This window comes from Kitasatospora sp. NPDC059812 (genome assembly GCF_042732075.1).
Lineage (GTDB): Bacteria > Actinomycetota > Actinomycetes > Streptomycetales > Streptomycetaceae > Kitasatospora.
The window spans coordinates 790-26,652 of record NZ_JBHWIO010000064.1; the positions used below are offsets into that span (position 1 = coordinate 790).

At 73.4% G+C, this 25,863-nt stretch carries 11 protein-coding genes; 5 read left to right on the plus strand and 6 right to left on the minus strand.

Translation table 11 applies throughout. From position 1 onward, the window contains the following. Positions 1 to 345 precede the first annotated feature (345 nt). Positions 346 to 594, plus strand: a complete 249-nt coding sequence (locus ACFV6D_RS27140) for a ribosomal protein L7/L12 (RefSeq protein ID WP_380494323.1) — start codon at positions 346 to 348, stop codon at positions 592 to 594. A 234-nt stretch (positions 595 to 828) separates the two neighbouring features. Here the strand turns inward: ACFV6D_RS27140 and ACFV6D_RS27145 are convergent, their stop codons facing one another. Further along, positions 829 to 2,697: a hypothetical protein gene (locus ACFV6D_RS27145; protein ID WP_380494321.1), complete on the minus strand. Its 1,869-nt coding sequence runs from the start codon at positions 2,695 to 2,697 to the stop codon at positions 829 to 831. Positions 2,698 to 3,145: 448 nt separating this feature from the next. On the opposite strand from ACFV6D_RS27145, the gene ACFV6D_RS27150 reads away from it, so the two are divergent. Genes ACFV6D_RS27150 through ACFV6D_RS27160 form a run of 3 tightly spaced genes read left to right on the plus strand, consistent with a single transcriptional unit; the run spans position 3,146 to position 5,106 of the window. Further along, positions 3,146 to 3,682: a phosphatase PAP2 family protein gene (locus tag ACFV6D_RS27150; RefSeq protein WP_380494319.1), complete on the plus strand. Its 537-nt coding sequence runs from the start codon at positions 3,146 to 3,148 to the stop codon at positions 3,680 to 3,682. Then, positions 3,675 to 4,670 (plus strand): decaprenyl-phosphate phosphoribosyltransferase, encoded by a 996-nt coding sequence (locus ACFV6D_RS27155; RefSeq protein ID WP_380494318.1) that lies wholly within the window; start codon positions 3,675 to 3,677, stop codon positions 4,668 to 4,670. Before ACFV6D_RS27150 ends, ACFV6D_RS27155 begins: the two co-directional genes overlap by 8 nt. 1 nt (position 4,671) lies before the next feature. Then, positions 4,672 to 5,106 carry a GtrA family protein gene (locus tag ACFV6D_RS27160; protein WP_380494317.1) on the plus strand — a complete coding sequence of 145 codons (435 nt, stop codon included), beginning with the start codon at positions 4,672 to 4,674 and terminating at the stop codon, positions 5,104 to 5,106. 171 nt (positions 5,107 to 5,277) lie between these two features. Here the strand turns inward: ACFV6D_RS27160 and ACFV6D_RS27165 are convergent, their stop codons facing one another. Further along, a complete protein-coding gene (locus ACFV6D_RS27165; RefSeq protein WP_380561388.1) occupies positions 5,278 to 6,351 on the minus strand; it encodes a hypothetical protein in 1,074 nt (357 codons plus the stop codon). Positions 6,352 to 6,610: 259 nt separating this feature from the next. On the opposite strand from ACFV6D_RS27165, the gene ACFV6D_RS27170 reads away from it, so the two are divergent. Continuing rightward, complete coding sequence (locus ACFV6D_RS27170) at positions 6,611 to 9,808, plus strand: BTAD domain-containing putative transcriptional regulator (RefSeq protein ID WP_380561389.1); 3,198 nt, start codon at positions 6,611 to 6,613, stop codon at positions 9,806 to 9,808. 100 nt (positions 9,809 to 9,908) lie between these two features. Here ACFV6D_RS27170 and ACFV6D_RS27175 read toward each other — a convergent pair whose 3' ends face one another. The 4 genes from ACFV6D_RS27175 to ACFV6D_RS27190 form a co-directional block, all read right to left on the minus strand. After that, positions 9,909 to 10,145, minus strand: coding sequence for a hypothetical protein (locus tag ACFV6D_RS27175; protein ID WP_063350324.1), 237 nt, complete (start codon positions 10,143 to 10,145; stop codon positions 9,909 to 9,911). A 162-nt stretch (positions 10,146 to 10,307) separates the two neighbouring features. Then, the gene (gene ddaH / locus ACFV6D_RS27180) at positions 10,308 to 11,120 is read right to left on the minus strand and encodes a dimethylargininase (RefSeq protein WP_363370824.1); all 813 of its coding nucleotides are present in this window, start codon (positions 11,118 to 11,120) and stop codon (positions 10,308 to 10,310) included. Positions 11,121 to 11,183: 63 nt separating this feature from the next. Then, positions 11,184 to 12,506: an MFS transporter gene (locus tag ACFV6D_RS27185; protein WP_380561390.1), complete on the minus strand. Its 1,323-nt coding sequence runs from the start codon at positions 12,504 to 12,506 to the stop codon at positions 11,184 to 11,186. Positions 12,507 to 12,512: 6 nt separating this feature from the next. Continuing rightward, the gene (locus ACFV6D_RS27190) at positions 12,513 to 25,838 is read right to left on the minus strand and encodes an amino acid adenylation domain-containing protein (RefSeq protein ID WP_380561391.1); all 13,326 of its coding nucleotides are present in this window, start codon (positions 25,836 to 25,838) and stop codon (positions 12,513 to 12,515) included. Positions 25,839 to 25,863 lie beyond the last annotated feature (25 nt).

Sequence of the window (25,863 nt, forward strand, 5' to 3'; positions counted from 1 at the left end):
GGACCGGACGACCATCCGGTCCCGCCCGCGCCCGTCTCCACTGCACGCCACCGGCAGCAGCCAGACATGAGAGGAAGCAAGGCCCTCCGCAGGCGCGGCAACCCGAGCCGCCGCCCATCCGGTCCGGCGGCCGCCACACCGCCAAGGACAGGATGGGAAAGGAGAGGTTGTCGACGTGGCGAGTTCAACCTTGACGCCGCTCACTACGGCACCTGAACTGCACGTCCGCCCCAAGTCTGAACGGAAGCCGTCCGGTGCACGACCACCGGACCTCGGCCTGAACCCGCCCCATCACCACGCGCGCGGTTCTATGCTGCTGTCCGACCCGCAGCCCGAGGAGTCATGATGGCGGACGAGTACGTCTGGCTGATCTGCGATGAGGTGCCCAATGCGGTGGTTCTGACCGACGCCGGGCCCTATCCCATCGAGGTCGTGAAGTTGCTTCACCGGAGGACCGGGCTGAGCCTATGGCACAGCAAGTCCCTCATCAGCCGCTTGCCGGCCACCATTCTCGAAGATGTGCCGCGCGAGATGGCTGAAGCTGCCGTGCGTGAACTCCTCGAAGCCGGAGCCCACGCTGAAGTACGGCGGTAGAAGCGGCCACTGCTGGTGTTTCACGGAAGCCCGGGTAGAGCCGATTCCGGGAAGCGTCAACAACAGCAGCGTCGCCTCTGATTACGACTCCGCGCTACAAGGGGAATGGCGCAACAAGCTCCGAGAGTGGGAGGGCTGCGGCGACTACCACTGCCCGCGCGGTGCTCTCGATGGCCAGACGCCCTACGAACGGCTCAGGAGGAAGATCCCAACCAGGCTCCGGCGGGTGCATATTTAGCCGTTGACGGCGTAGACGCGGACCGGGTCCTTCCCGCTGACGAGGTGGAACCGGGCGGGGTCCGCGTTGACCGCCTTGGCGATCTCGCCGTCCCGCCAGTTGGACGGATCGAGCGCGAGGTACTTCGCACCGCTGCGGCGCAGGTCGGTGTGGAGGGCGTCGAGGTCGTCGGTGGCCGTGACCTGGACAAGCTTGCGCTCCATCTTGAGGCCTATGAGCGGCAGCCGGATCTCCGGCCCCTGGTCCGTGATCGCGATGACCGATCCGTTGGGCAGGCTCCGTACGTGGCCGAACGTGTTCCACGGCCAGACCTGGTCCTGCTGTTTCCGGCGGTGGCGCATCAGGTCGATCGTCTCGTCCACCGTGTAGTAGTGCGGCTCGAAGTCCGTCGCCGACAGGTGAACGGGTTCGGTTGTCTTCCACATCGAGTCGGCGCTGGTCCCCGCCAGGCCGAACCCGATGGCCACCGCGATTGCCCACCGGGCGTATCCCGCCGCGCCGACCGGCCGCTCCCTGGTCCCGGTGATCCAGGTCAGGAACACCGCGAGGAAGACACCGCCGAGGATCGTCAGGTGGATCGTGTAGCGCGCCCACCACGGGCCCGGGCTGGCCCCGGCCATCACGGCCATCGGCAGCAGCAGGCCCAGCAGCGGTGCCCACTGGCGGCGGCAGACGAACACGACCAGGCCCGCGATCACGGCCGGGAGCAGCACCCAGAGCCACGCGGTGCCGAGGCCGCCCAGGCGCTGGTCGTAGGAGAAGGGACTGGCGACCGGTGTCGTCCACGATTCCCACAGCTGCGCCGGCACCCCGCCAGCGGCTTTGATCTTCAACGGGGTGTTGTTGACCATGATCAGGTCCTGCACGGTCCCGCGGCCGGTGAACCCGAACATCGTGAACGGGTAGAAGGGGTTGCCCCACGCGATCCAGGTCCGTACGTACCAGTACGACGACAGCAGCACCGAGGGCACCACCAGGGCCACGCCCCACACGGTCAGCCGGCCTGCCGCGTACCGCAGGACCCCGGTCGACGGGCCCTCGCCCGCGCGGCGCAGCGCGGCGGTCGCCACGGCCAACTGGCCGATGCCCACCGCGACGACGCACGCCATCGTCAGCATGTTCGAGGCCTTGACGCTGGTGCCGAGGGCCAGTGCGACACCGGCCAGCCAGAGGTGGCGCAGGCGTCCCTCGACCGCGTCGCCGCTGTTCGGCAGCGCGAGCACGAACTGGAAGGCGGCCGCCGCGGTGGTCGCCGCGGCTACGTCGACGTAGGAGGTCGCCGTCTGGGCGAGGACCGCGGGGATCGCCAGGAAGCCGAGTCCGGCGAGGAGTGCGTGGTCGCGGCGGGCGCCGAACCGCTGGGCCAGGCCCACGGTGGTCGTGAAGCCGAGCAGGGTGAACGGCAGGCTCGCGATCCAGGACCAGCGCAGGGTGTGGGTGAAGGCGCCGGCCCATGCTCCGAGGACCTCCTGGCCCTGCGGGTAGACGTCCGACCAGAACGCGGCCGGGGTGTGTCCGATCTGTCCGTCCTGGATCCATTGGGCGGGGCCGACCAGGTGGTACCACATGCCGTCCCACTCGGTCGGCAGGACGAACGCTCCCATGGCGATCCGCCAGCCGTACGCTGCCAGCACGAGCAGTGCGAGGATGACCGCCGCCGGGTTGCGCCACAGGGTCCCGCAGCGACGGATTCCCCGGAGAGCCGCGGTGACCGTCTCGCGGTGGCGCGCGAGCAGTGTGGGCCGGGTTCGCACCACGGCCACCTCGGCCGCGGCGGTCAGGACGGCTGCGGCGAGCAGCGGTGCCGGCTTCAGGCCGTGGACCGGGACGCCGATGAGCAGGGCCAGCGCGATCAGCTGGGTCACCCCCGCGAGGATCCAGCCGGACAGCGCGTCAGCGGCGCGCCACGGTCCCAGCGCTCCGATCACGTGCGCTGTGCCGACGGCTGTCGCTGTCAGAGCCGCCAACAGCCCCAGTACGCCCACGAGTGATCTCAGCCCATCCACGCTTCAGCCGCATTCGGCACCTGCCAGTGATCTGGGTGACGGTATCAGAGGTAATCGAATGACTTTTGCTCGCCCACCTGGAAGTAAAGTCGCCCCGCCGCTCGGACTTTGCTCGATTTCGCTGGGGGCGGAACAAGAGGCGCGAAGGGGGTCATTGAATCTTGTTTAAAGTTTGTCTGTATGCTGACCGCGCACGTCTGTCGCCGGGGGGGCTCAAGGGTTTCCAGCGGCCTGTGGAACCGAGGCTCCGCCCGAGTCCCCCGCATCAGGATGCGTGCCCCCTTCTTCCCTCAGAGGACAATCCAGAATGGCCCAGATTCTCCCGGCGTTGCAGCGGATGGACGACCAGGTCCACCGATCGGTCCGTGAGCGGTTCGGCGACAAGCGTTCGGTGGACGTCAGCAAGGCCCTGTCCTGGACCGGCGAGCACGCCGCGGGCTGGCTCGCACTCGGTGTCGCCGGCGCGGTCGTCGACTCCGACCGGCGCGGCAGCTGGCTCCGCGCCACCGCCGCCGTCGCGGGCGCCCACGCCGCCAGCATGGTCATCAAGCGTGTGGTCCGCCGCCCCCGACCGAACGGCCCCGGCATGGAGCCGCTCGTGAAGACCGCCGGGAAGCACAGCTTCCCGAGCTCCCACGCCACCTCCTCCGCCGCCGCGGTCGTGGCCTTCGCGCCGCTGCTGCCCGCCGGCACCATAGCCCCGGTGGCCGGCGCGATGTGCTTCTCCCGCCTGGTCGTCGGCGTCCACTACATGTCCGACGTGGTCGGGGGTGCCGCGCTCGGTGCCACCGTCGCGGCGGCCGGCCGGTCCTGGATCACCAAGGGGCAGAAGTCCGATGCCTGAGGCGAACACCCTGGAGTCCAGAACCGAAGAGGCCACGGCCACCGCCTTCGCGGAAATGGTCCGCACGGCATCCGAGCCCGACTCCGCACCGGCCGTCCAGCCGTTCCGCCTCAAGGCACTGCCCGGCGGCCTGATCCGCAATGCCCGGCCGCGCCAGTGGATCAAGAACGTACTCGTCCTCGCGGCTCCCGGCGCGGCGGGAATGCTCACCCACACCGCGGTGCTCCGTCAGGTCGGCATCGTCTTCGTCCTCTTCTGCGCCGCGGCATCGGCGATCTACTTCCTCAACGACGCCATGGACGTCGAGGCGGACCGCGCCCACCCGACCAAGCGCCACCGCCCGATCGCCTCCGGCGTGGTGCCCCTTCCGGTCGCCTACCTGTGTGCGGCGCTCCTCGGCGGCGGAGCCATCACCGGCGCCCTGCTGCTCTGCAACACCCCGACCGCCATCGCGCTGGGGTGCTACCTGGTCATGCAGTTCCTCTACTGCACCGGCCTCAAGCACGTCCTGGTGGTCGACCTCGCCTTCGTGACCTCCGGCTTCCTGATCCGCGCGATGATCGGCGGCCTCGCCGCCGGGATCCAGCTGTCCCAGTGGTTCCTGATCACCACCGGATTCGCCGCGCTCTTCATGGTCTCGGCCAAGCGCTACTCCGAGCTGGTCAGCATGGGCGACAAGGCCGCCAGCTCGCGCAAGCTCCTCGCCCAGTACAGCGACAGCTACCTCCGCTTCGTCTGGCAGGCCTCGGCGGCGGTGACCGTGCTCAGCTACTGCCTCTGGTCCTCGGACCACAGCGTCGGCGCCGATGTCGCGCTGCGCCAGATCAGCGTCCTGCCCTTCGTCTTCGCCATCCTGCGGTACGCGATCTTCGCCGACCGCGGCGCCGCCGAGGCCCCGGAGAACGTGGCGCTGAAGGACCGCCCACTGCTCCTGCTCGGCGCGATCTGGGCGGGCCTGTACGGGTTCTCCGTGCTGGGTACCGCCTGACATGGCAAGCCGTGAACAGCTCCGCTCCGCGCTGCCGGAACTGCTGAAGTTCGGGGTGATCGGCGGACTCGGCTACGCCACCGACGTCGTCCTCTTCATCCTGCTACGGGACGCCCTCGGCCCGGTCGTGGCCAAGATTCTCTCCCTGACGGCCTCGACCGCGGTCGCCTTCGTCGGGAACAAGTACTGGACGTTCCGGGAACGACGGAACGGTGGGCCGGCCGGCGAGACCAGCCGAGAGACCGCGATGTTCCTCGCGGTGAACCTCGTGGGCGCACTGGTCCAGCTCGGCTGCCTCGGCTTCTCGCACTACCTGCTCGGCCTGACCAGCCCCACCGCGGACCTGGTCTCCGGCAGCGTGATCGGCATGGCTCTGGCAACCGCCCTGCGCTTCTGGGGCACCAGGACCCTGGTGTTCCGTGCCGCTCGAGCCTGATCCCGGCCGGACCGCCACGCTCAAGTAGTCCTTCGGCAACGGCTTGGCGGGGCCCCCCCGAGGGGGGGGCCCCCCCCGGCGGGGGCGCCCCCCCCGCGGCGGCCCCCCCCAAGCCGTTGTGGGCCCCCGTCGGCGGAGGGGGCGGCCCGGAGGGGGCGGCCCGGGGGGTGTTCAGCCGTGTTTGGACTCCGGGAGGCGGGCGCGGGGGGTGCCGTCCGGGGTGGCGGGGGCGGTGGTGTCCCAGGCTCGTAGGGCCGTGAGGGCGGCGGCGCGGGCGGGGGCCGTCGGGCGGACGCCCTCCGGGGCGAGGAGGAAGTCGGCGACGGGGGTGAGCAGCAGGGTGGCGGGTCCGGCCGGGAGGAGGCGGGCCTCGTCCCACTGGTGCCGGATGACGGTGCGGCGCAGCAGGGTGCCGTGCCGCGGTCGGAGCTGGCGGGTGAGGGCTTCGCGGCGGTGGAGTTCGGGGGCGACCTCGGCTTCCAGGACGGTGCGCACGCCGCCCAGGGAGCCCAGCGGCACGTGTTCGGCGGCGAGGTCGAGGAGCGCGACGGCCTCCGGGGCGAGCCGGTAGGCGGCGACCACGGCGGCGGTCTCGACGGCTTCGAAGGACTGCCGGGCCAGGCGGGCCACGTCGATCACGTCACCTGCCCGGAAGGCACGGCCGAGCCCCTCCTCCGCGAGGGCGATCAGGCATTCGACGTGGTCGTCGGCGGCCAGGTAGGGCCGGACCGGGACGGTGGCGAGGTCGCCGGTGAGCGCGGCGGTTCCGAGCCGGACCTGGTACCACGGGTCGAGCAGCGGGTCCTCGGCCGGCCAGCGCAGGGTGACGGAGGTGTGCCGGGGGCGCTCGCCGAGCAGGGTGACCTCCACGGACTCCACCGGGTGCTCGGTGACCAGCCGGCTGACGGCCTGCCAGAGTGCGGCCTCGGTGGGGCTGACGAGGGTGAGCTCGCCCAGCGGCCGGGGCAGGTCGGACGGGTAGTAGCCGGCCAGCGGGAGGTCTCGGATCGGGCGCACCCCGGTGGCGTCGGCGAGGTCGCGGGCGAGCCGGGCGTAACAGTCGGCCCGGTCGCGGGCGCGCTGCAGTTCGGCGCGGGCGTGCTCGCCCATCCGGACGTCCTCCCGGACGAGCGCGGCGAGCACCAGGTAGGGGAGGTCGCGGGCGCCGCGGGCGCGGTGGAGCAGTTCGACCGGTCCGGCGACCGGGTCGACGTCGAGCAACCGGTAGAGCAGGTCGGTGTTCACTGGCGTCGGCCTCCGAGAAACGTGGTGGTCGCCCGGGCGGCGGCACCCGGGGGGTGTGGCGGGCCCGGCGGGTCGTACCGGGCCGACGGCTGGGGGGCCACACCACTGATTGTGACGGTGGGCGATCAACACCGGATCACTACGGGGTCGACGATCTCTCGACAGCCCACCGGCTGGCGTGGGTTGATAGGGACTCATCAATCGGGGGGCGGACGCGTGCGTGGGCGGGGGCGGGCACATGAAGCGGGCAGGTGCACGAATGAGTGATTTCCGGTTCTCGGTGCTGGGGTTGATGAGAGCGCAGCGCGGCACGACCGTGCTGAAGGTCGGCAGTCCCCAGCAGCAGGCGATGCTGGCGGTGCTGCTGCTCCGGCCGGGGCACGGCGCGAGTGCCACGGACCTGATCGACGCCCTGTGGGGTGAGGAGCCGCCGAGCACCGCGGTGACGACGGTGCGGACGTACGCCTGGCGGTGGCGCAAGATCCTGCACGGCGACGAGCCGGACGCGCCGACCGTGCTGACCTCGGTCGGGGACGGCTACCGGCTGGTGCTGCCCAAGCACTCGGTGGACGCGGCGCAGGGCGAGGAGCTGGCGGCGCAGGCCGAGCGCACGGCGGCCGCCGGACAGCCGCAGCAGGCGCGTGACCTGCTGAACCAGGCGTTGGAGCTGTGGCAGGGCGAGCCGCTGGCCGGCATCCCCGGCCCGTTCGCGCAGCGGCAGCGCCAGCGGTTGCAGGAGCTCCGGCTGACCCTGCTGGAGGAGCGGATCGCCCTCGATCTGACGCTGGGCCGCTTCTCCCGGTGCATCCCGGAGCTGACCGCGCTGACCACCGAGCACCCGCTGCACGAGCGGGCGTACGGGCTGCTGATGCGCGCGCTGTACCAGGCCGGGCGGCAGGCGGACGCGCTGGCGGTGTACCGGGGCGTGCGTCAGTTGTTCCTGGACGAGCTGGGGGTGGAGCCCGGGGCGGAGCTGGACCAGCTGCACCGGCGGATCCTGGAGGGCGACCTGTCGCTCGCCGCCCCGGCGCCGGCCGCGGCGCTGCTCCCCGGCCCGGTGAAGCCGGCCGGGCCCGGGCCCGAGGCGCAGGATCCGCCGGACGGCCCCACGGCGGCGGGTGCGCCCGCCGCGCCCGCCGGCACCAGCACGGCGGCGCCCAGACCGGCCCAGCTGCCGCCCGACGCGGCGGACTTCACCGGCCGCACCGTCCAGGTCGAGCGGCTGGGCGAGGCTCTCGGCGCCCCGGGCCAGCAGGCGCTGGTGATCGCGACCGTGGTCGGCATGGGCGGGGTCGGCAAGACCGCGCTGGCCCTGCACGTCGCCCACCGGGCCCGGGACTCCTACCCCGACGGGCAGCTCTACGTCGACCTGCGGGGCGCCGACACCACGCCGGCCGACCCGGAGGCGGTGCTCAGCAGCTTTCTGGTGGCGCTCGGCGTGCCGGCCTACGGGGTGCCCGAGGGGCTGGACGCCCGCTCGGCGCTGTTCCGCTCGGTGGTCGACGGCCGGCGGCTGCTGCTGGTGCTCGACAACGTCCACGACACCGCGCAGATCAGGCCCCTGCTGCCGGGCGCGGTCGGCTGCGCCGTGCTCACCACCAGCCGTACCCGCCTCTCGGGCCTGCCCTCGTCCGTCCAGGCCGACCTCGGCGTGTTCGAGCCGGCGGAGGCACTCGAACTGCTGGGCCGCACGATCGGCGCCGAGCGGCTGGCCGCCGAGCCGGAGGCCGCCCGGGAGCTGCTGCTGGTCTGCGGCCACCTGCCGCTCGCGGTGCGGATCGTGGCGGCCCGGCTGGCCGCCCGGCCGAGCTGGACGGTCCAGACGCTGGGCCGCCGGCTGGCGGTCGAACGGCGGCGGATCGACGAGCTGCGCATCGGCGACCTGGCGGTGGAGGCCGCCTTCGAACTGAGCTACCGCCAGTTGACGCCCGCCCAGGCCCGGGCGTTCCGGCTGGCCGCCTCGGTGGACGGCCCCGACATCGGGCTGCCCGCCGCGGCCGCCCTGCTGGACCTGGACGAGTACGACGCCGAGGACCTGCTGGAGTCCCTGGTGGACGTGGCGATGATGGAGTCGCCGTTCCCCGGCCGCTACCGCTACCACGACCTGCTGCGCGCCTTCGCCCGGCGGCGCCCGGACCACCCGGGCGCGGCCGTGGAGGCCCGTGACCGGCTGCTGGACCACCTGCTGGCCACCGCGTGCGCGGCCTTCCAGCACGCCGTCCCGGGAGATCCGGCCGCCGGTGCGCTCGGGCCGGCCCGCAGCGCGGGCGTGGACCTCGGCGGCCCGGACGGCGCCCGGGCCTGGGCCGAGGCGGAGGGTTCCGGGGCGATCGCGCTCGCCGCCCAGGTGGCGTGCTGGACCGTCGCGGACGACACCGCGCCGGCCCCGGCCGACGGCGGCGCGGCACCGGATGCGTTGCGCGCCGCGATCGACCTGCTGATCGCGCTCACGCCGTTCGTCCTCGCCCCGCCCAGCCGCCAGCTCGCCAGTACGGCAGAGGCCCTGGCCACCGCCGCGGACCACCACACCGACCACCGGGCAGCTGGTCGGGCGCACTTCCTCCGCGGCAACGTCGCCCTGGCCGCCACTCGTCTGGAGGAGGCCGAGGCGGCCTCCCGGCTGGCGGTGGCCGCCTCCCGCTCGGCGGGCGACACGGTGATCCTGCGCCAGGCGCTGAACGACCTCGGCCTGGTCTGCCAGTTCCTCAGCCGCTACGACGAGGCCGTCGGGCACTACGACGAGGCACTGCTGCTGGCCCGCGAACTCGGCCACCGCTCCGGGGCGCTGGTGACGACGGTGAACGCCGCGCTGGCCCGGGTGCGCAGCGGGCGGGCCGCCGAGGCCGTACCGATCTGCCACGAGGCGCTCGCCGAGCTGCGGACCCGGCACGACGATCCCGGCCGGGCGTACACGCTGTACGTACTGGGGCTGGCACTGCACGGGCTGGGGCAGCACGAGGAGGCCGTCACCTGGTTCGGCGAGTGCCTGGCGGTGGCCTCGGCGGCCGGGCTGCGGGCCCGGGCCGCACACGCCCGCTACCGGATGGCGGACAGTCTGCGCTCGCTGGGCCGGACGGACGAGGCGCTGGAGCACGCCGGGCAGGCGCTGACGCTGTGCGAGGAACTGGGGGCCGAGCGGGACCAGGGCCACGCGCTGGTGGTGCTGGGCCGGACGCTGGCGGACCTCGGGCGGGAGGCCGCGGCGTGGGGCCGGCTGCGGGAGGCGCACCGGATCTTCGTCCGGCTGGGGCTGCCGGAGGCGGAGGAGGTGGCGGGGCTGCTGCCCCGGGGGGAGGGTTCGAACCCTCCGGCCGCTACGGCTGCTACGGCTGCTTCGGGCTCTTCGGCCTCTTCGGCTCCGTCGACGCCGGTGGCTCCGTCCGTCTCGGATGGGCGTCGGGGCGGTGGCCGGGGGGCGGCGGGTGCTCCGGTGACGAGCTGCGGGCCGGGCCGCTGACGAGCTGATGACCAGCTACTGAAGAATCGATCCTGCCGCTGTTCCGGTGCGGTCTGGAGCCAGTGAGGCCAGGAGCCGGTGCGGTCAGGAACCGGTGCGGTCAGGAACCGGTGCTGTTCCAGTCGCCGGTGCTGCCGTGGACGGTGCCGGTGGGGCTGGGCTGGGCGGGGGTGGGCGTCGGCGTTGCGCCGCCGCTCACCACCGTCGCCGTCCCGGTGCCGGCCGTCTCCGCCACGGCGGCCGTGGCGGAGAGACCGGCACCCAGGGCGACGGCCACCCCGAGACCGACCGTGAACAGGCGGAGGCGGATGGGGGCGGTGGCCGGACGCTGCGTCATCTCTGGTGCTCCCTTGGCTCGCTTCCCTGGTGGGGAAGGGCTTCCGTCGTGGTGTGGCACCAGTCTGGCCGGGGGCGTTCAACGGCGGATCTACAACCGAGCACCGGTGATCACTGCCGCCCACTCAGGCCGCCCGCTCAGGCCACCCGTCGAGGCTGCCGTTCAGGCCGCCGCGCGGATCTCCAGGGTGCAGCACTTCACGCTGCCACCGCCCTTGAGCAGCTCGCTGAGGTCCATCCCGATCGGCCGGAATCCGCGCTCGCGCAGCCGCGCGGCCAGGCCGACGGCCGCCTCCGGCAGCACCACGTGCAGGCCGTCGCTCACGGCGTTGAGGCCGAACACCGCCGCGTCGGCGCCGTCCACCAGCAGGGCGTCGGGGAACAGCCGGCGCAGGACGGCACGGCTGCCGGCCGAGAAGGCCTCGGGGTTGTACATGATCTCGTCGCCGTCCAGGACGGCCAGCGCGGTGTCCAGGTGGTAGTAGCGCGGGTCGATCAGCTCCAGGCCGATCACCGGGCGCCCGAAGAACTCCTGGGCCTCCGCGTGCCCGTCGGCCACGCTGCGGAAGCCCCGCCCGGCCAGCACGGAGCCCGCGGTCAGCAGCAGGTCCCCCTCGCCCTCGTTGACGTGCTCCGGATCGCGCGTCTCGAAGCCCCGGGCGCGGAACCACTCCAGGTAGGCGGGGCCCTCGGCGGCGCGCTCGGCGTTGCGGAAGCGGGCGCCGAGCACCTTGCCGTCCACCACGGTGGCGCCGTTGGCCGCGTAGACCATGTCGGGCAGGCCCGGGATCGGGTCGATCAGGTCGACCCGGTGACCGAGCTCCTGGTAGAGCGCGTACAGCCGCTCCCACTGCGCCACGGCGAGCCCGGTGTCGACCGGCTTCGCCGGGTCCATCCACGGGTTGATCGCGTAGGTGACCTCGAAGTGGGTCGGACGGCACATCAGGTAGTGGCGCGGGCGGGCGGTGCGGGTCATCGGGGGGCTCCGGGGTGAGGGATCGGGCGGTCGGGGCGGGGTGTGCGGGGTCGGACGCCGGGGTCAGACGGCGGGCTCGGGCCGCGCGTCGTCGGCGCGGTGGTCGCCGTGCTCGGGGCGCGCCGGGAAGTCGCGCATTCCGCGCAGCGGGCTCGCCAGCAGCACGGCGCCTGCGGACAGCAGCACGCCCGCCATGATCCAGATCGTGGTGCGCGGGCCCAGCACCTCGCCGAGCCAGCCGCCGAGCAGGGCGCCGAGGGGGATCGCGCTGTAGTTGACGGTCGAGGCGCTGGCCCTGATCCGCCCGATCATCGCGGGCGGGCAGTAGGACTGGTAGAAACTGCCGGCCAGCACGTTCCCGGCCACGACGCCGCAGACGGCCACCGACCACGCGAGCGCGCTGACCGCGAGCGGCAGTTGGTCGCCGGCCATCGGCAGCAGGAAGATGAAGGGCGCGACCACCAGCTCGCACAGCAGCAGCCCGCGGGCGCTGCCCAGCCGCCGGGCCAGCCGCCCGGCCACCGCCGCGCCGGCCAGCCCGCCGATGCTCACCACCGCGAACACCAGGCCCACCTCGCCGGATCCGATGCCGACGCTGCGCACCAGGAAGACCGTCTGGACGGCCTGGATGCCGTTCAGCCCGAGGTTGCCGACCGCACCGAAGCAGGCCAGCGTCCGCAGGTACGGGTCGCGGGCCAGGAAGCCCACGCCCTCGCCGATCTCCTTCAGGATGCCCCGCCGCTGCGACGGCGGCGGAGGCTGCTCCACCACGGTGATCCGGGCCACGCAGACCGCCGAGACGAGGTAGCTCACCGCGTCGGCGAGCAGGCCGCTGGTCGCGCCGAAGACCTGCGACAGCAGGCCGGCCGCACCGGGACCGGCGATCTCCACCGCCGACTCCCCGGAACGCAGCTTGACGTTCGCCTCCAGCACGTCCTCCTTGGCCACCAGCGACGGGAGCACCGCCCCGTACGCGGTGGAGAAGAACACCTTCACCCCGCCGGTCAGCAGGGCCACCAGCACCAGTTGGGCCATGGTCAGCACACCGAGCCAGCTGGCCACCGGCACGCTGACGAACAGGACGAGCAGCAGCAGGTCGCAGACCAGCATCACCCGCAGCTTGGGCCAGCGGTCCACCCAGGCACCGGCCGGCAGCCCGAGGAAGAGCCAGGGCAGCCAGGCCGAGGCGGTCAGCAGGCCGACCGCGAGCGGGCTGGCGTGCAGGGTGACGACGGCCACCAGGGCCAGCGCCACGTTGCCGACCGCCGTACCGAGACCGCTGGTGGTCTCACCGATCCAGAGCCGACGGAAGTCGGCCTGGGCCCACAGCCCCCAGCGGCTGCGGGACGGCTCCGGCGGAGCCATGGCGGGGGTGGTGACGGACATCGCGGGTCACTCTCCAAGCTTCTCGGCGAGCACGGAGGCGATCCGTGCGAGGGGTTCCGGACGGGTCAGCTCGCCGTGCGCGCAGGCGAGGCGGTGGGGCTCGATCCGGCCGTCCAGGTACGGCCGCCAGGACCGCTCGTAGGGCCAGTCGGCGGGCTTGTCGAGGGTCGCGCCGAAGAAGACGGCGTCGCCCCGGTAGCGGCCGGGCACGTGCTCGGCCATGAGTTTGCGGTGCCGCTCGAACATGCCGGGCAGCTCGGCGGCGGCCTCCCCCAGGACGGCGGCCAGCTCGGCCTGGCCGCGCCCGGCCTCCGGGTCGTAGCCCAGTGACAGCAGCAACTCGGCCAGGGTGTCGACGGGTTCGTCCTCCTCCGGCCCGTCGACGGCCGCCGGACCGTGGCCGGTGACCGGTGCGCCGTCGAGCAGGGCGAGCACACCGACCGGTGCGCCCTCGGCCTGGAGCCGGACGGCCATCTCCTGCGCGACGACCGCCCCGAAGGACCAGCCGAGCAGGTGGTACGGGCCGGACGGCCACACCGCCCGGATCTGCCGCACGTAGTCCTCGGCGATCTCGGCGACGCTCGCCGGTGCCTCCCCGCGCAGGCCGCGGGCCTGCAGACCGTAGACCGGCCGGTCGGCGCCGAGGTGCGGCAGCAGGCCGGAGTAGACCCAGCTGATGCCGGCGGCCGGGTGGACGCAGAACAGCGGGGCCAGGCCGCCACCGGTGCGCAGCGGCAGCAGCACGTCCAGGGCGTCGGCGGCCGGCCCGGCACCGAGCCGGCCGGCCAGTCCGGCGACGGTCGGGGCCTCGAACAGCGCGCGCATCCCGAGGTCGGCGCCGAGGGCGGCACGGATCCGGGCGAGCAGCTTCATCGCGAGCAGGGAGTGACCGCCGAGCGCGAAGAAGTCGTCGTCGATGCCGACCCCGGCTATCCCCAGGACCTCGGCGAACAGCCCGCAGAGGACCCGTTCCTGTTCGGTGCGCGGCGCGCGGCCCCCGGCGAGTTCGGCGAAGTCCGGGGCGGGCAGGGCCCGGTGGTCGAGCTTGCCGCTGCCGGTGAGCGGCAGCGCATCGAGCGGGACGACGGCGGCCGGCACCATGTAGCCGGGCAGGAACCCGCCCGCGAAGGCCCGCAGACCTGCCTGGTCCAGCCGGCCGTCGGCCACCACGTAGGCGACCAGACGAGTGCCCGCTGCCCGGTCCTCGACCGGGCGGACGACGGCCGCCGACACCCGGGGGTGCCGCCTCAGGACCTGTTCGATCTCGCCGAGTTCGATCCGGAAGCCCCGGATCTTGACCTGCTGGTCGGTACGGCCCAGGTACTCCAACTCACCCTCGCGGGAGCGGCGCACCAGGTCGCCCGTGCGGTACATCCTCCCTCCTTGCCCGCCATCGGGCCGGAGGGGCCCAGCGGACGCGAACGGGCAGGCCACGAACCGCTCCGCGGTCAGCCCCGGCCGGTTCAGATACCCCCGGGCCAGACCCGCCCCCGCCAGGTACAGCTCACCGGGCACCCCGGCCGGCACCGGGTTCAACCACTCGTCCAGCACATAGGCCTGCGTCCCGGCGACCGTACGGCCCAGCACCGGCTGCTCCGTCGCGGCCAGCGGGTGGACGAGCGTGTCCACCGTCGCCTCCGTCGGCCCGTACAGGTTGTACGTCTCCGTCGCCGGCGCCTCCCGCAACCGCGACCACAGGGCCTGGCCCACCGCCTCACCACCGAGCAGCAACAGCTCCGGCGGGCAGCCGGTGAGCAGTCCCTCCTCCACCAGCTGCTCGGCGAAGGACGGCGTCACCTCCAGCACCCCGATACCGCGCTCCCCGACATGGCGCACCAGCGCTGCCGCGTCCCGGCGCACCTCATCACCGATCAGGTGCAGCTCATGCCCGGCCACCAGCCAGAGAAGGCCATCCCAGGAAGCGTCGAAGCACAACGACGCCGTCAACGCCACCCGCGACCGCACCCGACCCGCCATCACACCGACACGATGCGCCGCCAACAGAGCCGCCAGGCTCCCGTGCGACACCACCACACCCTTCGGACGACCCGTCGAACCCGACGTGTGAATCACATACGCCGCGTCCCCGGCCGAAGCCCGCGCGACCGGGTCCGACTCCGGACCGGCCACGTCACCGGCCTCCACCACGGTCAGCCCGGCCAGCAACTCCGGGTGCGGCCAGCGATCGCCGGTCACGGCGAGGACGGGCTGCGCGTCGGCGAGCGTATGGGCGATGCGGTCAGCGGGGTACTCGGCGTCCAGCGGCAGGTACACCCCGCCGGCCTTCAGCACCGCCAGCAACCCCACCACCGACTCCACCGAACGCGGCAGCGCCAACGCCACACCCGACTCCGGCCCCACCCCCGCGGCAATCAGCCGATGCGCCAGCCGATTCGCCCGCACATTCAACTCGGCGAACGTCAACGTCTCGGCGCCGCACACCAGCGCCACCGCCTCCGGAGTCCGCGCAGCCTGTGCCTCGAACACCGCCGGCACCAGCGACACCCGCGACGGCAGCGACGTGAACCCGCCACCCACCAGCCCGGCCCGCTCCTCCGCCGCCAACAACTCCACCCGGCCCACCGGCAGTTCCGGACGCTCCACCACCGCCCGCAGCAACCGCCCGAACCGCACCGCCAGCGACTCCACCGTCTCCCGGTCGAACAGATCCGTCGCGAAATCGATCGCGCATTCCAGGCCGGCGGGCTCGCCGTCCGCGTCGAAGGTCTCGCCCATGCCGATGCTCAGATCGAACTTGGCCACCGATCCGGCCGTCGACTGCACGGTGGCGGGCAGGGCGCCGAGGGTGAGCGGCGCCGAGGCCGTCCGGTCGCCTTCCAGCAGCAGCATCACCTGGAAGAGGGGGTGGCGGGCCAGCGACCGGGCCGGATTCAGCTCCTCCACCAGACGCTCGAACGGCACATCCTGGTGCCCGAACGCCCCCAGATCCGACTCCCGCACCCGACCCAGCAACTCCGCGAAACTCGGGTCACCCGCCGTATCGGTGCGCAGCACCAGCGTGTTGACGAAGAACCCGACCAACTCGTCCAACGCCTCATCCGAACGACCGGCCACCACCGTGCCGATCGGCACATCCGTCCCCGCACCCAACCGGGTCAACAACGCCGCCAACGCCGCCTGCACCGTCATGAACAACGTCACCCGATGCGCACGCGACAACCCCACCAACCCACGATGCAGCTCCACACCCAACGGCAGCACCACCCGGTCACCCCGATGCGACGCCACCACACCACGCGCACGATCCACCGGCAACGCCAACTCCTCCGGAAGGCCGTCCAACACCCCACGCCAGTAATCCAACTGGCGCGAAAGCACACTCCCGGAATCCGACTCCTCCCCCAGCAGTCCGCGCTGCCAGAGCGCGTAGTCCGCGTACTGCACCGGCAGCGGCTCCACCACCGGCACCCCGCCCCCGGACCGCACCGCGTACGCCGTCGACAGATCCCGCAGCAACGGACCCATCGACCAGCCGTCACCGGCGATGTGGTGCAGCACCAGCACCAGCAGGTCTCCGTCGGACCCGCCCGGAATCACCTGGACGCGCATGGGCAGGTCGGCGGACAGGTCGAACGGCCGGTCGACGCAGCTCTCGGGGTCGGTGCCCACGGGCAGGACCTCGACGGTGACCCGGGCCTCCTCGGGCGGCAGGATCCGCTGGTACGGCTCGCCGTCCACCTCGGCCACGAGCGTGCGCAAACTCTCGTGCCGCGCCACCACATCACCCAGCGCCGCCTCCAGCGCCGCCACATCCAACTCGCCGCCCAAGCGGAGCAGCACGGGAAGGTTGTAGAGCCCGCTCGGGCCCTCCATCCGGTCGATCAGCCACAACCGCTGCTGCGCGAACGACAACGGCACCCGCTCCGGACGCTCGACACCTCCCGACAGCACCAGACGACCGACCCCGGCACCCGAACGGGCCGCGAGCCCCGCCACCGTCGGCGCCTCGAACACATCCCGCACCCCCAGCTCCACCCCCAGCACCGACCGCACCCGGCTCAACAACCGCGTCGCCAGCAGGGAATGACCACCGAGCGCGAAGAAGTCGTCGTCGATGCCGACCCCGGCGATCCCCAGGACCTCGGCGAACAGCCCGCAGAGGATCTCCTCCGCCGCCGTCCGCGCCGCCCGGCCACCCGCGAACTCCGCGAAGTCCGGCGCCGGCAGGGCCCGGTGGTCCACCTTTCCGCTGCCGGTGAGCGGCAGGGCGGTGAGCGGGACGACGGCGGCCGGCACCATGTAGCCGGGCAGTGCCCGGGCGACGAACTCCCGCAGGTCGAGGGCGATCCCAGGGATCTGCTCGGTCACCGCGCAGTAGGCCACCAGCCGGCGGTCGCCGTCGTCGCTCTCCCGGGTGGTGACGACCGCCTGGCGGACGGCGTCGTGGCGGACCAGCACCTGTTCGATCTCGCCGAGTTCGATCCGGAAGCCACGGATCTTGACCTGCTGGTCGGTGCGGCCCAGGTACTCCAGCTCACCCTCACGGGAGCGGCGCACCAGGTCGCCCGTGCGGTACATCCTCTCCCCGGACGCGAACGGGCAGGCCACGAACCGCTCCGCGGTCAGCCCCGGCCGGTTCAGATACCCCCGGGCCAGACCCGCCCCCGCCAGGTACAGCTCACCGGGCACCCCGGCCGGCACCGGGTTCAACCACTCGTCCAGCACATAGGCCTGCGTCCCGGCGACCGTACGGCCCAGCACCGGCTGCTCCGTCGCGGCCAGCGGGTGGACGAGCGTGTCCACCGTCGCCTCCGTCGGCCCGTACAGGTTGTACGCCTCCGTCGCCGGAGCCTCCCGCAGGGTGGTCCACAGGGCCTGGCCCACCGCCTCACCACCGAGCAGCAACAGCTCCGGCGCCGACTCGGCCAACAACCCCTCCTCCACCAGCTGTTCGGCGTAGGACGGCGTCACCTCCAGCACCCCGATACCGCACTCCCCGACATGGCGCACCAGCGCTGCCGCATCCCGGCGTACCTCATCACCGACCAGGTGCAGCTCATGCCCGGCCACCAGCCAGAGAAGGCCATCCCACGACGCGTCGAAGCACAACGACGCCGTCAACGCCACCCGCGACCGCACCCAACCCGCCATCACACCGACACGATGCGCCGCCAACAGAGCAGCCAGGCTCCCGTGGGACACCACCACACCCTTCGGACGACCCGTCGAACCCGACGTGTGAATCACATACGCCGCATCCTGCGCGGTGACGCGGGGGGCCGGATCGCTCTCGGGGCCGGGGCCGTCCTCGGTGACGTCCAGCATCCGCAGGCCCGCCAGGACCTCGGGCAGCGGCCACCGCGGGTCGGTCAGTACCAGCGACGGACGGGAGTCCGCCAGGGTGTCGGCGGTGCGGTCGGCGGGGTACTCGGCGTCCAGCGGGAGGTACACCCCGCCGGCCTTCAGCACCGCCAGCAACCCCACCACCGACTCCACCGAGCGCGGCAGCGCCAACGCCACACCCGACTCCGGCCCCACGCCCGCAGCGATCAGCCGATGCGCCAGCCGATTCGCCCGCACATTCAACTCGGCGAACGTCAACGTCTGGGCGCCGCACACCAGCGCCACCGCCTCCGGAGTCCGCGCGACCTGCGCCTCGAACACCGCCGGCACCAGCGGCACCCGCGACGGCAGCGACGTGAACCCGCCACCCACCAGCCCGGCCCGCTCCTCCGCCGCCAACAACTCCACCCGGCCCACCGGCAGTTCCGGACGCTCCACCACCGCCCGCAGCAACCGCCCGAACCGCACCGCCAGCGACTCCACCGTCTCCCTGTCGAACAGATCCGTCGCGAAGTCGATCGCGCAGTCGATCCCGGCAGGTTCGCCGTCCGGGCCGAAGACCTCCTCCATGATCACGTTGAGGTCGAACTTGGCGACCCCGGTCCCGGCCGGCAGAGTCTCGACGTGCAGTCCGGGCAGCTCCAGTTCGGCTTGCTCATTGCTCTGCAGGACCAGCATCACCTGGAAGAGGGGGTGGCGGGCCAGCGACCGCGCCGGGTTCAGCTCCTCCACCAGACGCTCGAACGGCACATCCTGGTGCCCGAACGCCCCCAGATCCGACTCCCGCACCCGACCCAGCAACTCCGCGAAACTCGGGTCACCCGCCGTATCGGTGCGCAGCACCAGCGTGTTGACGAAGAACCCGACCAACTCGTCCAACGCCTCGTCCGAACGACCGGCCACCACCGTGCCGATCGGCACATCCGTCCCCGCACCCAACCGGGTCAACAACGCCGCCAACGCCGCCTGCACCGTCATGAACAACGTCACCCGATGCGCACGCGACAACCCCACCAACCCACGATGCAGCTCCACACCCAACGGCAGCACCACCCGGTCACCCCGATGCGACGCCACCACACCACGCGCACGATCCACCGGCAACGCCAACTCCTCCGGGAGGCCGTCCAACACCCCACGCCAGTAATCCAACTGACGTGAAACCACGCTCCCGGAATCCGACTCCTCCCCCAGCAGCCGGCGCTGCCAGAGCGCGTAGTCCGCGTACTGCACCGGCAGCGGCTCCACCACCGGCACCTCGCCACCGGACCGCACCGCGTACGCCGTCGACAGATCCCGCAGCAACGGACCCATCGACCAGCCGTCGCTGACGATGTGGTGCAGCACCAGGAGCAGCACGTGGCTCTCCTCGGCCGTCCTCAGCAGGGTCGCGCGGAAGGGGGGTTCGGCCGCCAGGTCGAAGGGGCGGCGGGACTCCTCGTCCACGGCGTCGGCCAGCGCGTCGGCCGGGCAGTCCCGGCGTTCGACGGTGACCCGGGCCTCCTCGGGCGGCAGGATCCGCTGGTAGGGCTCGCCGTCCGCCTCGGCCACGAGCGTGCGCAGGCTCTCGTGCCGCGTCACCACATCACCCAGCGCCGCCTCCAGCGCCGCCACGTCCAGCTCGCCGCCCAGTCGCAGCGCGACCGGCACGTTGTAGAGCGCGCTGGGGCCCTCCATCCGGTCGATCAGCCACAACCGCTGCTGCGCGAACGACAGCGGCACCCGCTCCGGACGCTCGACACCTCCCGACAGCACCGGCCGGCCGGCCGCCGCACCCGAACGGGCCGCGAGCCCCGCCACCGTCGGCGCCTCGAACACGTCCCGCACCCCCAGCTCCACCCCCAGCACCGACCGCACCCGGCTCAACAGCCGCGTCGCCAGCAGGGAATGACCACCGAGCGCGAAGAAGTCGTCGTCGGCGCCCACCCGTTCGACGCCGAGGACCTCTGCGAACAGCCCGCAGAGGATCTCCTCCTCCGCCGTCCGCGCCGCCCGGCCACCCGCGAACTCCGCGAAGTCCGGCGCCGGGAGCGCGGAGCGGTCCAGCTTGCCGTTGGCGTTGAGCGGCAGCGCCTCCAGCGCCACGAAGGCGGCCGGCACCATGTGGGCGGGCAGTTCGGCCGCGACGGCGGCGCGCAGCTCGGCCGGGTCCGACGCGGCCGGGCCGACCAGGTAGGCGATCAGCCGCGCCCCGCCCGGGCCCTGCTCGTACGGCAGCACCGCGGCCTGGAGCACCCCGGGCTGCGAGGTCAGCGCGGTCTCGATCTCGCCGAGTTCGATCCGGAAGCCGCGGATCTTGACCTGCTGGTCGGTGCGGCCCAGGTAGTCCAGGTCGCCGTCCGGGCGGCGGCGCACCAGGTCGCCGGTGCGGTACATCCTCTCCCCGGGCTCGAACGGGCAGGCCACGAACCGTTCGGCGGTCAGCTCCGGCCGGTTCAGGTAGCCCCGGGCCAGACCCGCCCCCGCCAGGTACAACTCACCGGGCACCCCGGCCGGCACCGGGTTCAACCGGGAGTCCAGCACGTAGGCGCGGAGGTTGCCGAGCGGGCGGCCGATCAGCGGGCGCTCGCTGTCGGCGAGGCGGTGGTACAGGGCGTCGACGGTGCACTCGGTCGGGCCGTACAGGTTGTACGCGATCAGGTCCGGGGCGTCCCGCAGGGTGGTCCACAGGGCCTGGCCGGTGGCCTCGCCGCCGAGCAGCAGCAGGGCCGGCGGGCAGCGGGTGAGCAGCCCCTCCTCGATCAGCTGGTCCGCGTAGGTGGGAGTGAGGTCGAGGACATCGATCCCGGTGCGCTCGGCGTGGCGCACCAGCGCGGCGGCGTCGCGGCGCACGTCGTCGCCGATCAGGTGCAGCTCGTGCCCGGCCGCGAGCCAGAGGAAGCCCTCCAGGGAGGCGTCGAAGGACAGCGAGGCGGTGAGCGCGACCGTCAGCCGGCGGCCCGGCCGGGCTCGCTCGACGGCGGCCCCGACCTCGGCGCGGTGGAAGGCCAGCAGATTCGCGAAGTTGCCGCGGGAGACCACGACGCCCTTGGGCCTGCCGGTGGAGCCGGAGGTGTAGATGATGTAGGCGGCGTGCCCCGGGTGGGCGGTGCCGGGCAGGTCGTGGTCGTCGTGGAAGGCCCACAGCTCGTCGTCGACGGGCAGCACGGTGCGTCCGTCCAGCGACTCGGCGAGCGGCCAGCGGTGGTCGGTGAGCACGACCGCCGGGGCGGAGTCGGCCAGCATGTGGGCGATCCGCTCCGCCGGGTACTCCGGGTCCAGGGGCAGGAAGGCCGCGCCGGCCTTCAGTGTCGCCAGCGTGGCGACCACCGACTCCACCGAGCGCGGCACGGCGAGGGCGACCACGGTGTCCGGCCCGGCGCCCTCGTCGGCGAGGGCGCGGGCCAGCCGGTTGGCCCGGGCGTTCAGCTCCGCGAAGGTCAGCGACTCGGGGCCGCAGACCAGGGCGACGGCCCCGGGGGTGCGCGCGGCCTGCTCCTCGAACACCGTCAGGTAGGGCACGCCGGCGTCCGGCAGCGCCGTGTCGTTCCATGCGGCGAGAGCGTCCCGCTCGGCCTCGCCGAGCACCTCCAGGGCGGCGACCGGGCGCTCGGGGTCCTCGACCGCCTGGCGCAGGATCAGCTCCAGGGCGGTGGCGAGCCGCCGGACCGTCTCCCGGTCGAACAGGTCGGTCGCGTACTCCAGGCCGCCGCTCAGCCCGGCCGGGGAGCCGTCGGCGGCGAGCCGCTCGACCAGGCTGAGGGTGAGGTCGAAGGTCGCGGTGCCGAAGTCGACCGGCTCCTCGGTCACGGTGACGCCGGGCAGGTCCGGCCCGTCCTCGGGGGTGCCGGCGAAGGCCAGCATCACCTGGAACAGGGGGTGCCGGGCCAGTGACCGGGCCGGGTTCAGCTCCTCGACCAGCGACTCGAACGGCGTGTCCTGGTGCTCGTACGCCGCCACGTCGGTGTCGCGGACGCGGTGCAGCAGTTCGGCGAAGCTGGGGCGGCCGGAGACGTCGGTGCGCAGCACCAGGGTGTTGGCGAAGTAGCCGACCAGGTCGGTGACGGCCTCGTCGAGACGGCCGGCCACCGGGGTGCCGATCGGCAGGTCGGTGCCGGCGCCGAAGCGGTGCAGCAGGGTGGCGTAGGCGGCCTGGAGGACCATGAACAGCGTGGCGCCGTGCTCGACGGCGAGGGCGCCGAGGCGTGCGTGCAGGGCGGCGTCGAGCTCCAGCGGGAGGACGGTCCCGCGGTGGCTGGCGACCGGGGGCCGGGGCCGGTCGAGCGGCAGCGGCAGCTCCTCCGGCAGGCCGGCCAGCGCGTCGCGCCAGTAGGCGAGTTGGCGGGCGGCCAGGCTCTGCGGGTCGTCCTCGTCGCCGAGCAGGGCGTGCTGCCAGAGCGCGTAGTCGGCGTACTGGACGGGCAGCGGCTCGCCGTCGGGGGCGCGGCCGGCGAGCCGGGCCCGGTAGGCGTCGGTGAGGTCGCGGTAGAGCGGGCCCAGCGAGGCGCCGTCCCCGGCGATGTGGTGCAGGACGAGGACCAGGACGTGCTCGTCCGGGCCCTCGGGCCGCAGGTAGGCGTGCAGGGGCAGGTCGGCGGCCAGGTCGAAGGTGTGGCGGGCGAGTTCGTCCACCGGCCGGTCGGTGGTGGTGAGCAGCGGGGCGGTCGGCCCGTCGAGGACGTGCTGGTACGGGACGCCGTCCTGTTCGCCGAAGACGGTGCGCAGGGCCTCGTGCCGCCGGACGGTGTCGCCGAGGGCGTCCGCGAGGACGGCGGGGTCGAGCGGGCCGCGCAGCCGCAGGGCGAGGGTCACGTTGTAGGTGCTGGCGGGGCCGTCCGCCTGGGCGAGGAACCAGAGGCGGCGCTGGGCGAAGGAGAGCGGCACCCGGTCGGGCCGGGGGCCGGGCCGAAGCGCCGGGCGGGCCGGGGCGGGCGCGTCGGCCGCGCGGTCGGCGAGCCGGTCGGTGAGCCCGGCGACGGTGGGGGCCTGGAAGAGGTCGCCGATGGCGAGTTCGATGCCGAGTTCGGCGCGGGCCCGCCCGGTGAGGCGGGTGGCGAGCAGCGAGTGCCCGCCGAGCGCGAAGAAGTCGTCGTCGATGGTGATGTCGTCGATGCCGAGCAGGTCGCCGAAGAGCTCGCACAGCGCCCGTTCGCGCTCGTCGCGGGGCTCGCGGCCGGTGCCGTCGGCGGCGACGTCCGGGGCGGGCAGGGCCCGGCGGTCGACCTTGCCGTTGGCGTTGAGCGGCAGGGCGTCGAGGAGGACGACGGCGGCGGGAACCATGTAGCCGGGCAGCGTGGTGCCGGCGAAGGTGCGCAGCTCGGCCGGGGTGAGCGAGGCGTCGGCGGTGCAGTAGGCGACCAGCCGGGTGTCGCCGGGGCGGTCCTCGCGGGCGATCACGATGACCTGGCGCACGGCGGGGTGGCGGGAGAGCGTCGCCTCGATCTCGCCGAGTTCGATCCGGAAGCCGCGCAGCTTGACCTGGCCGTCGATCCGGCCGAGGAACTCCACGGCGCCGTCGGCGCGCAGCCGCACCAGGTCGCCGGTGCGGTACATCCTCTCCCCGGGCGCGTACGGGCAGGCGACGAACCGTTCGGCGGTCAGGGCCGGCCGGTTCAGGTAGCCGCGGGCCAGGCCGGCCCCGGCGATGTACAGCTCTCCCGGGACGCCGGGCGGGACGGGGCCCAGCCGGGCGTCGAGGACGTAGCTGCGCATGGCGTCGAGCGGGCCGCCGATCGGCACCCGGGGGCCGTCGAGGTCGGCGTGGACGAGCGGGTGGTGGGTCGCGAAGGTGGTGGTCTCGGTGGGCCCGTAGACGTGGGCGAGCAGCAGGTCGGGGCAGGCGTCCAGGACGCGCCGCATCAGGGTGCCGGAGGCGGCCTCGCCGCCGGTGCAGACGACCCGCAGGGCGGCGAAGGTCTGCGGGGCCTGCTCGGCGACGAGGTCGAACAGGGCCTTGGTGAGGAAGACGGCGGTGACGCCGTGGCGGGTGGTGACGGCGTGCAGGGAGGTGGCGTCGAGGGCGCCGGGCGGGGCGACCACGACGGTGCCGCCGGCCAGCAGGGGCGTCCAGATCTCGTAGGTGGCGGCGTCGAAGGCGTGCGGGGAGTGCAGCAGGACCCGCTCGTGCCGGCCGTCCTGCCAGCGCCGGTCGGCGGCGAGGTCGAGGACGTCGCGGTGGCGGACGGCGACGCCCTTGGGGCGGCCGGTGGAGCCGGAGGTGTACATCGCGTAGGCGAGCTGGTCCGGGTGGACGGGCACGCCGGGGCGGTGGGCGGGGGCGGCCGCCTCGTCGCCGGGGCGGACCACCACGGCCCGGTGCGGGAAGCCCGGGTCGGCGCGGTCGGTGAGCAGCACGGGGGCGCCGGTGTCGGCGAGCACGTCGGTCATCCGCTCGGGCGGCAGGCCGGGGTGCATGGGCACGTAGCAGCCGCCGGCCTTGAGGATCGCCAGGGTGGCGACGACGACCTCGACGGAGCGCTCCATCAGCATCGCGACGGGGGTCTCGGTGCCGACGCCGAGGGCGATCAGGTGGTGGGCGAGGCGGTTGGCCCGGGCGTCGAGTTCGGCGTAGTCGAGGGTGCCGCCGTCGTGGGCGAGGGCGGTGGTGTGCGGGGTGCGGTCGGCCTGGCGCTCGAAGGACTCGGCGAGGGTGCCGGGCCGGGCCGGGGCGCCGGTGGCGTTCCACTCGGTGAGGATGCGGGTGCGCTCCTCGGGCGCGAGGACGTCGAGGGTGCCGATGGGGGCGTGCGGGTCGGCGGCGGCACCGGTCAGCAGCAGGCCGAGCCGGGCGGCCAGGGCGGCGACGGTGGCGTGGTCGTAGAGGTCGGCGGCGTACTCGATCGAGCCGGTGAGCCCGGCGGGGGCGCCGTCGGGTCCGTGGCGTTCGGCGATGCCGATGTTGAGGTCGAACTTGGCGACCCGCAGGCCGATCGGCTCGGGCGCGGACTCCAGCCCGGGCAGGTCGAGTTCGGCGTCCTGCCCGTGGTTCTGGAGCACCAGCAGGGTCTGGAACAGCGGGTGGCGGCCGAGGGCGCGGGTCGGGTTGAGCTCCTCGACGAGGCGCTCGAAGGGGATGTCCTGGTGGGCGAAGGCGTCGAGCTGGGCCTCCCGGACGCGGCCGAGCAGCTCGGCGAAGCTCGGGTCGCCGGACGTGTCGGCGCGCAGCACCAGCGAATTGACGAAGAAGCCGACCAGGTCGTCCAGGGCCTCGTCGGCGCGGCCGGCGAGGCCGGTGCCGAGCGGGATGTCGGTGCCGGCGCCGAGCCTGGTGAACAGTGCGGCGAGGCCGGCCTGGAGGACGGTGAACAGGGTGGTGCGGTGCGTCCGGGCGAGGCCGAGCAGGGCGGTGTGCAGGTCGGCGTCCCAGGCGAGGTCGACGGAGTCGGCGGCGCCGGTGGGGGTGGGCGGTCGGGGGCGGTCCGTCGGCAGCTCCAGTTCCTCCGGGAGTCCGGCCAGGGCGGTTCGCCAGTGGTCGAGTTGGCGGGCGAGCAGGCTCTCGGGGTCGCGCTCGTCGCCGAGCAGGTCGCGCTGCCAGAGCGCGTAGTCGGCGTACTGGACGGGCAGCGGCTCCCAGTGGGGGGCGCGGCCGGCGAGCCGGGCCCGGTAGGCGGTGGCGAGGTCGCGCAGCAGCGGGCCGAGCGACCAGCCGTCGCCGGCGATGTGGTGCAGGACGACGAGCAGCACGTGCTCGGTCGGAGCGAGAGTGAACACCGTGACCCGGATGGGCAGTTCGCGGCTCAGCTCGAAGGTCTCGGCGGAGGCCGCGTCCCGGCGGGCGGGGTAGTCGTCCGGTGCGCAGTCCACGACCAGGAAGCGCGGCTGCGCCTCCTCGGCCGGCAGGATCTGCTGCACCGGGACTCCCCCGTCCACCGGGAACACCGTACGCAGGGCCTCGTGCCGGGCGACCACGTCCACCGTCGCGGCGCGCAGCGCGGCGGTGTCGAGCTCGCCGCGCAGGCGCAGGGCGAACGGAAGGTTGTACAGCGCGGTCGGCCCCTCGATCTGGTCGATCAGCCAGAGACGCTGCTGTGCGTACGAAACCGGGATCACGGTGCTTCCTCTACTCACGTCACGG

What these genes read in the sequence shown, in the direction of transcription:
- ACFV6D_RS27140 (WP_380494323.1), top strand. Translation starts at nt 346, where the DNA reads ATGGCGGACGAGTACGTCTGGCTGATCTGCGATGAGGTGCCCAATGCG.
- ACFV6D_RS27150 (WP_380494319.1), top strand. Translation starts at nt 3,146, where the DNA reads ATGGCCCAGATTCTCCCGGCGTTGCAGCGGATGGACGACCAGGTCCAC.
- ACFV6D_RS27155 (WP_380494318.1), top strand. Translation starts at nt 3,675, where the DNA reads ATGCCTGAGGCGAACACCCTGGAGTCCAGAACCGAAGAGGCCACGGCC.
- ACFV6D_RS27160 (WP_380494317.1), top strand. Translation starts at nt 4,672, where the DNA reads ATGGCAAGCCGTGAACAGCTCCGCTCCGCGCTGCCGGAACTGCTGAAG.
- ACFV6D_RS27170 (WP_380561389.1), top strand. Translation starts at nt 6,611, where the DNA reads ATGAGTGATTTCCGGTTCTCGGTGCTGGGGTTGATGAGAGCGCAGCGC.
- ACFV6D_RS27175 (WP_063350324.1), bottom strand. Translation starts at nt 10,145, where the DNA reads ATGACGCAGCGTCCGGCCACCGCCCCCATCCGCCTCCGCCTGTTCACG.
- ddaH (WP_363370824.1), bottom strand. Translation starts at nt 11,120, where the DNA reads ATGACCCGCACCGCCCGCCCGCGCCACTACCTGATGTGCCGTCCGACC.
- ACFV6D_RS27185 (WP_380561390.1), bottom strand. Translation starts at nt 12,506, where the DNA reads ATGTCCGTCACCACCCCCGCCATGGCTCCGCCGGAGCCGTCCCGCAGC.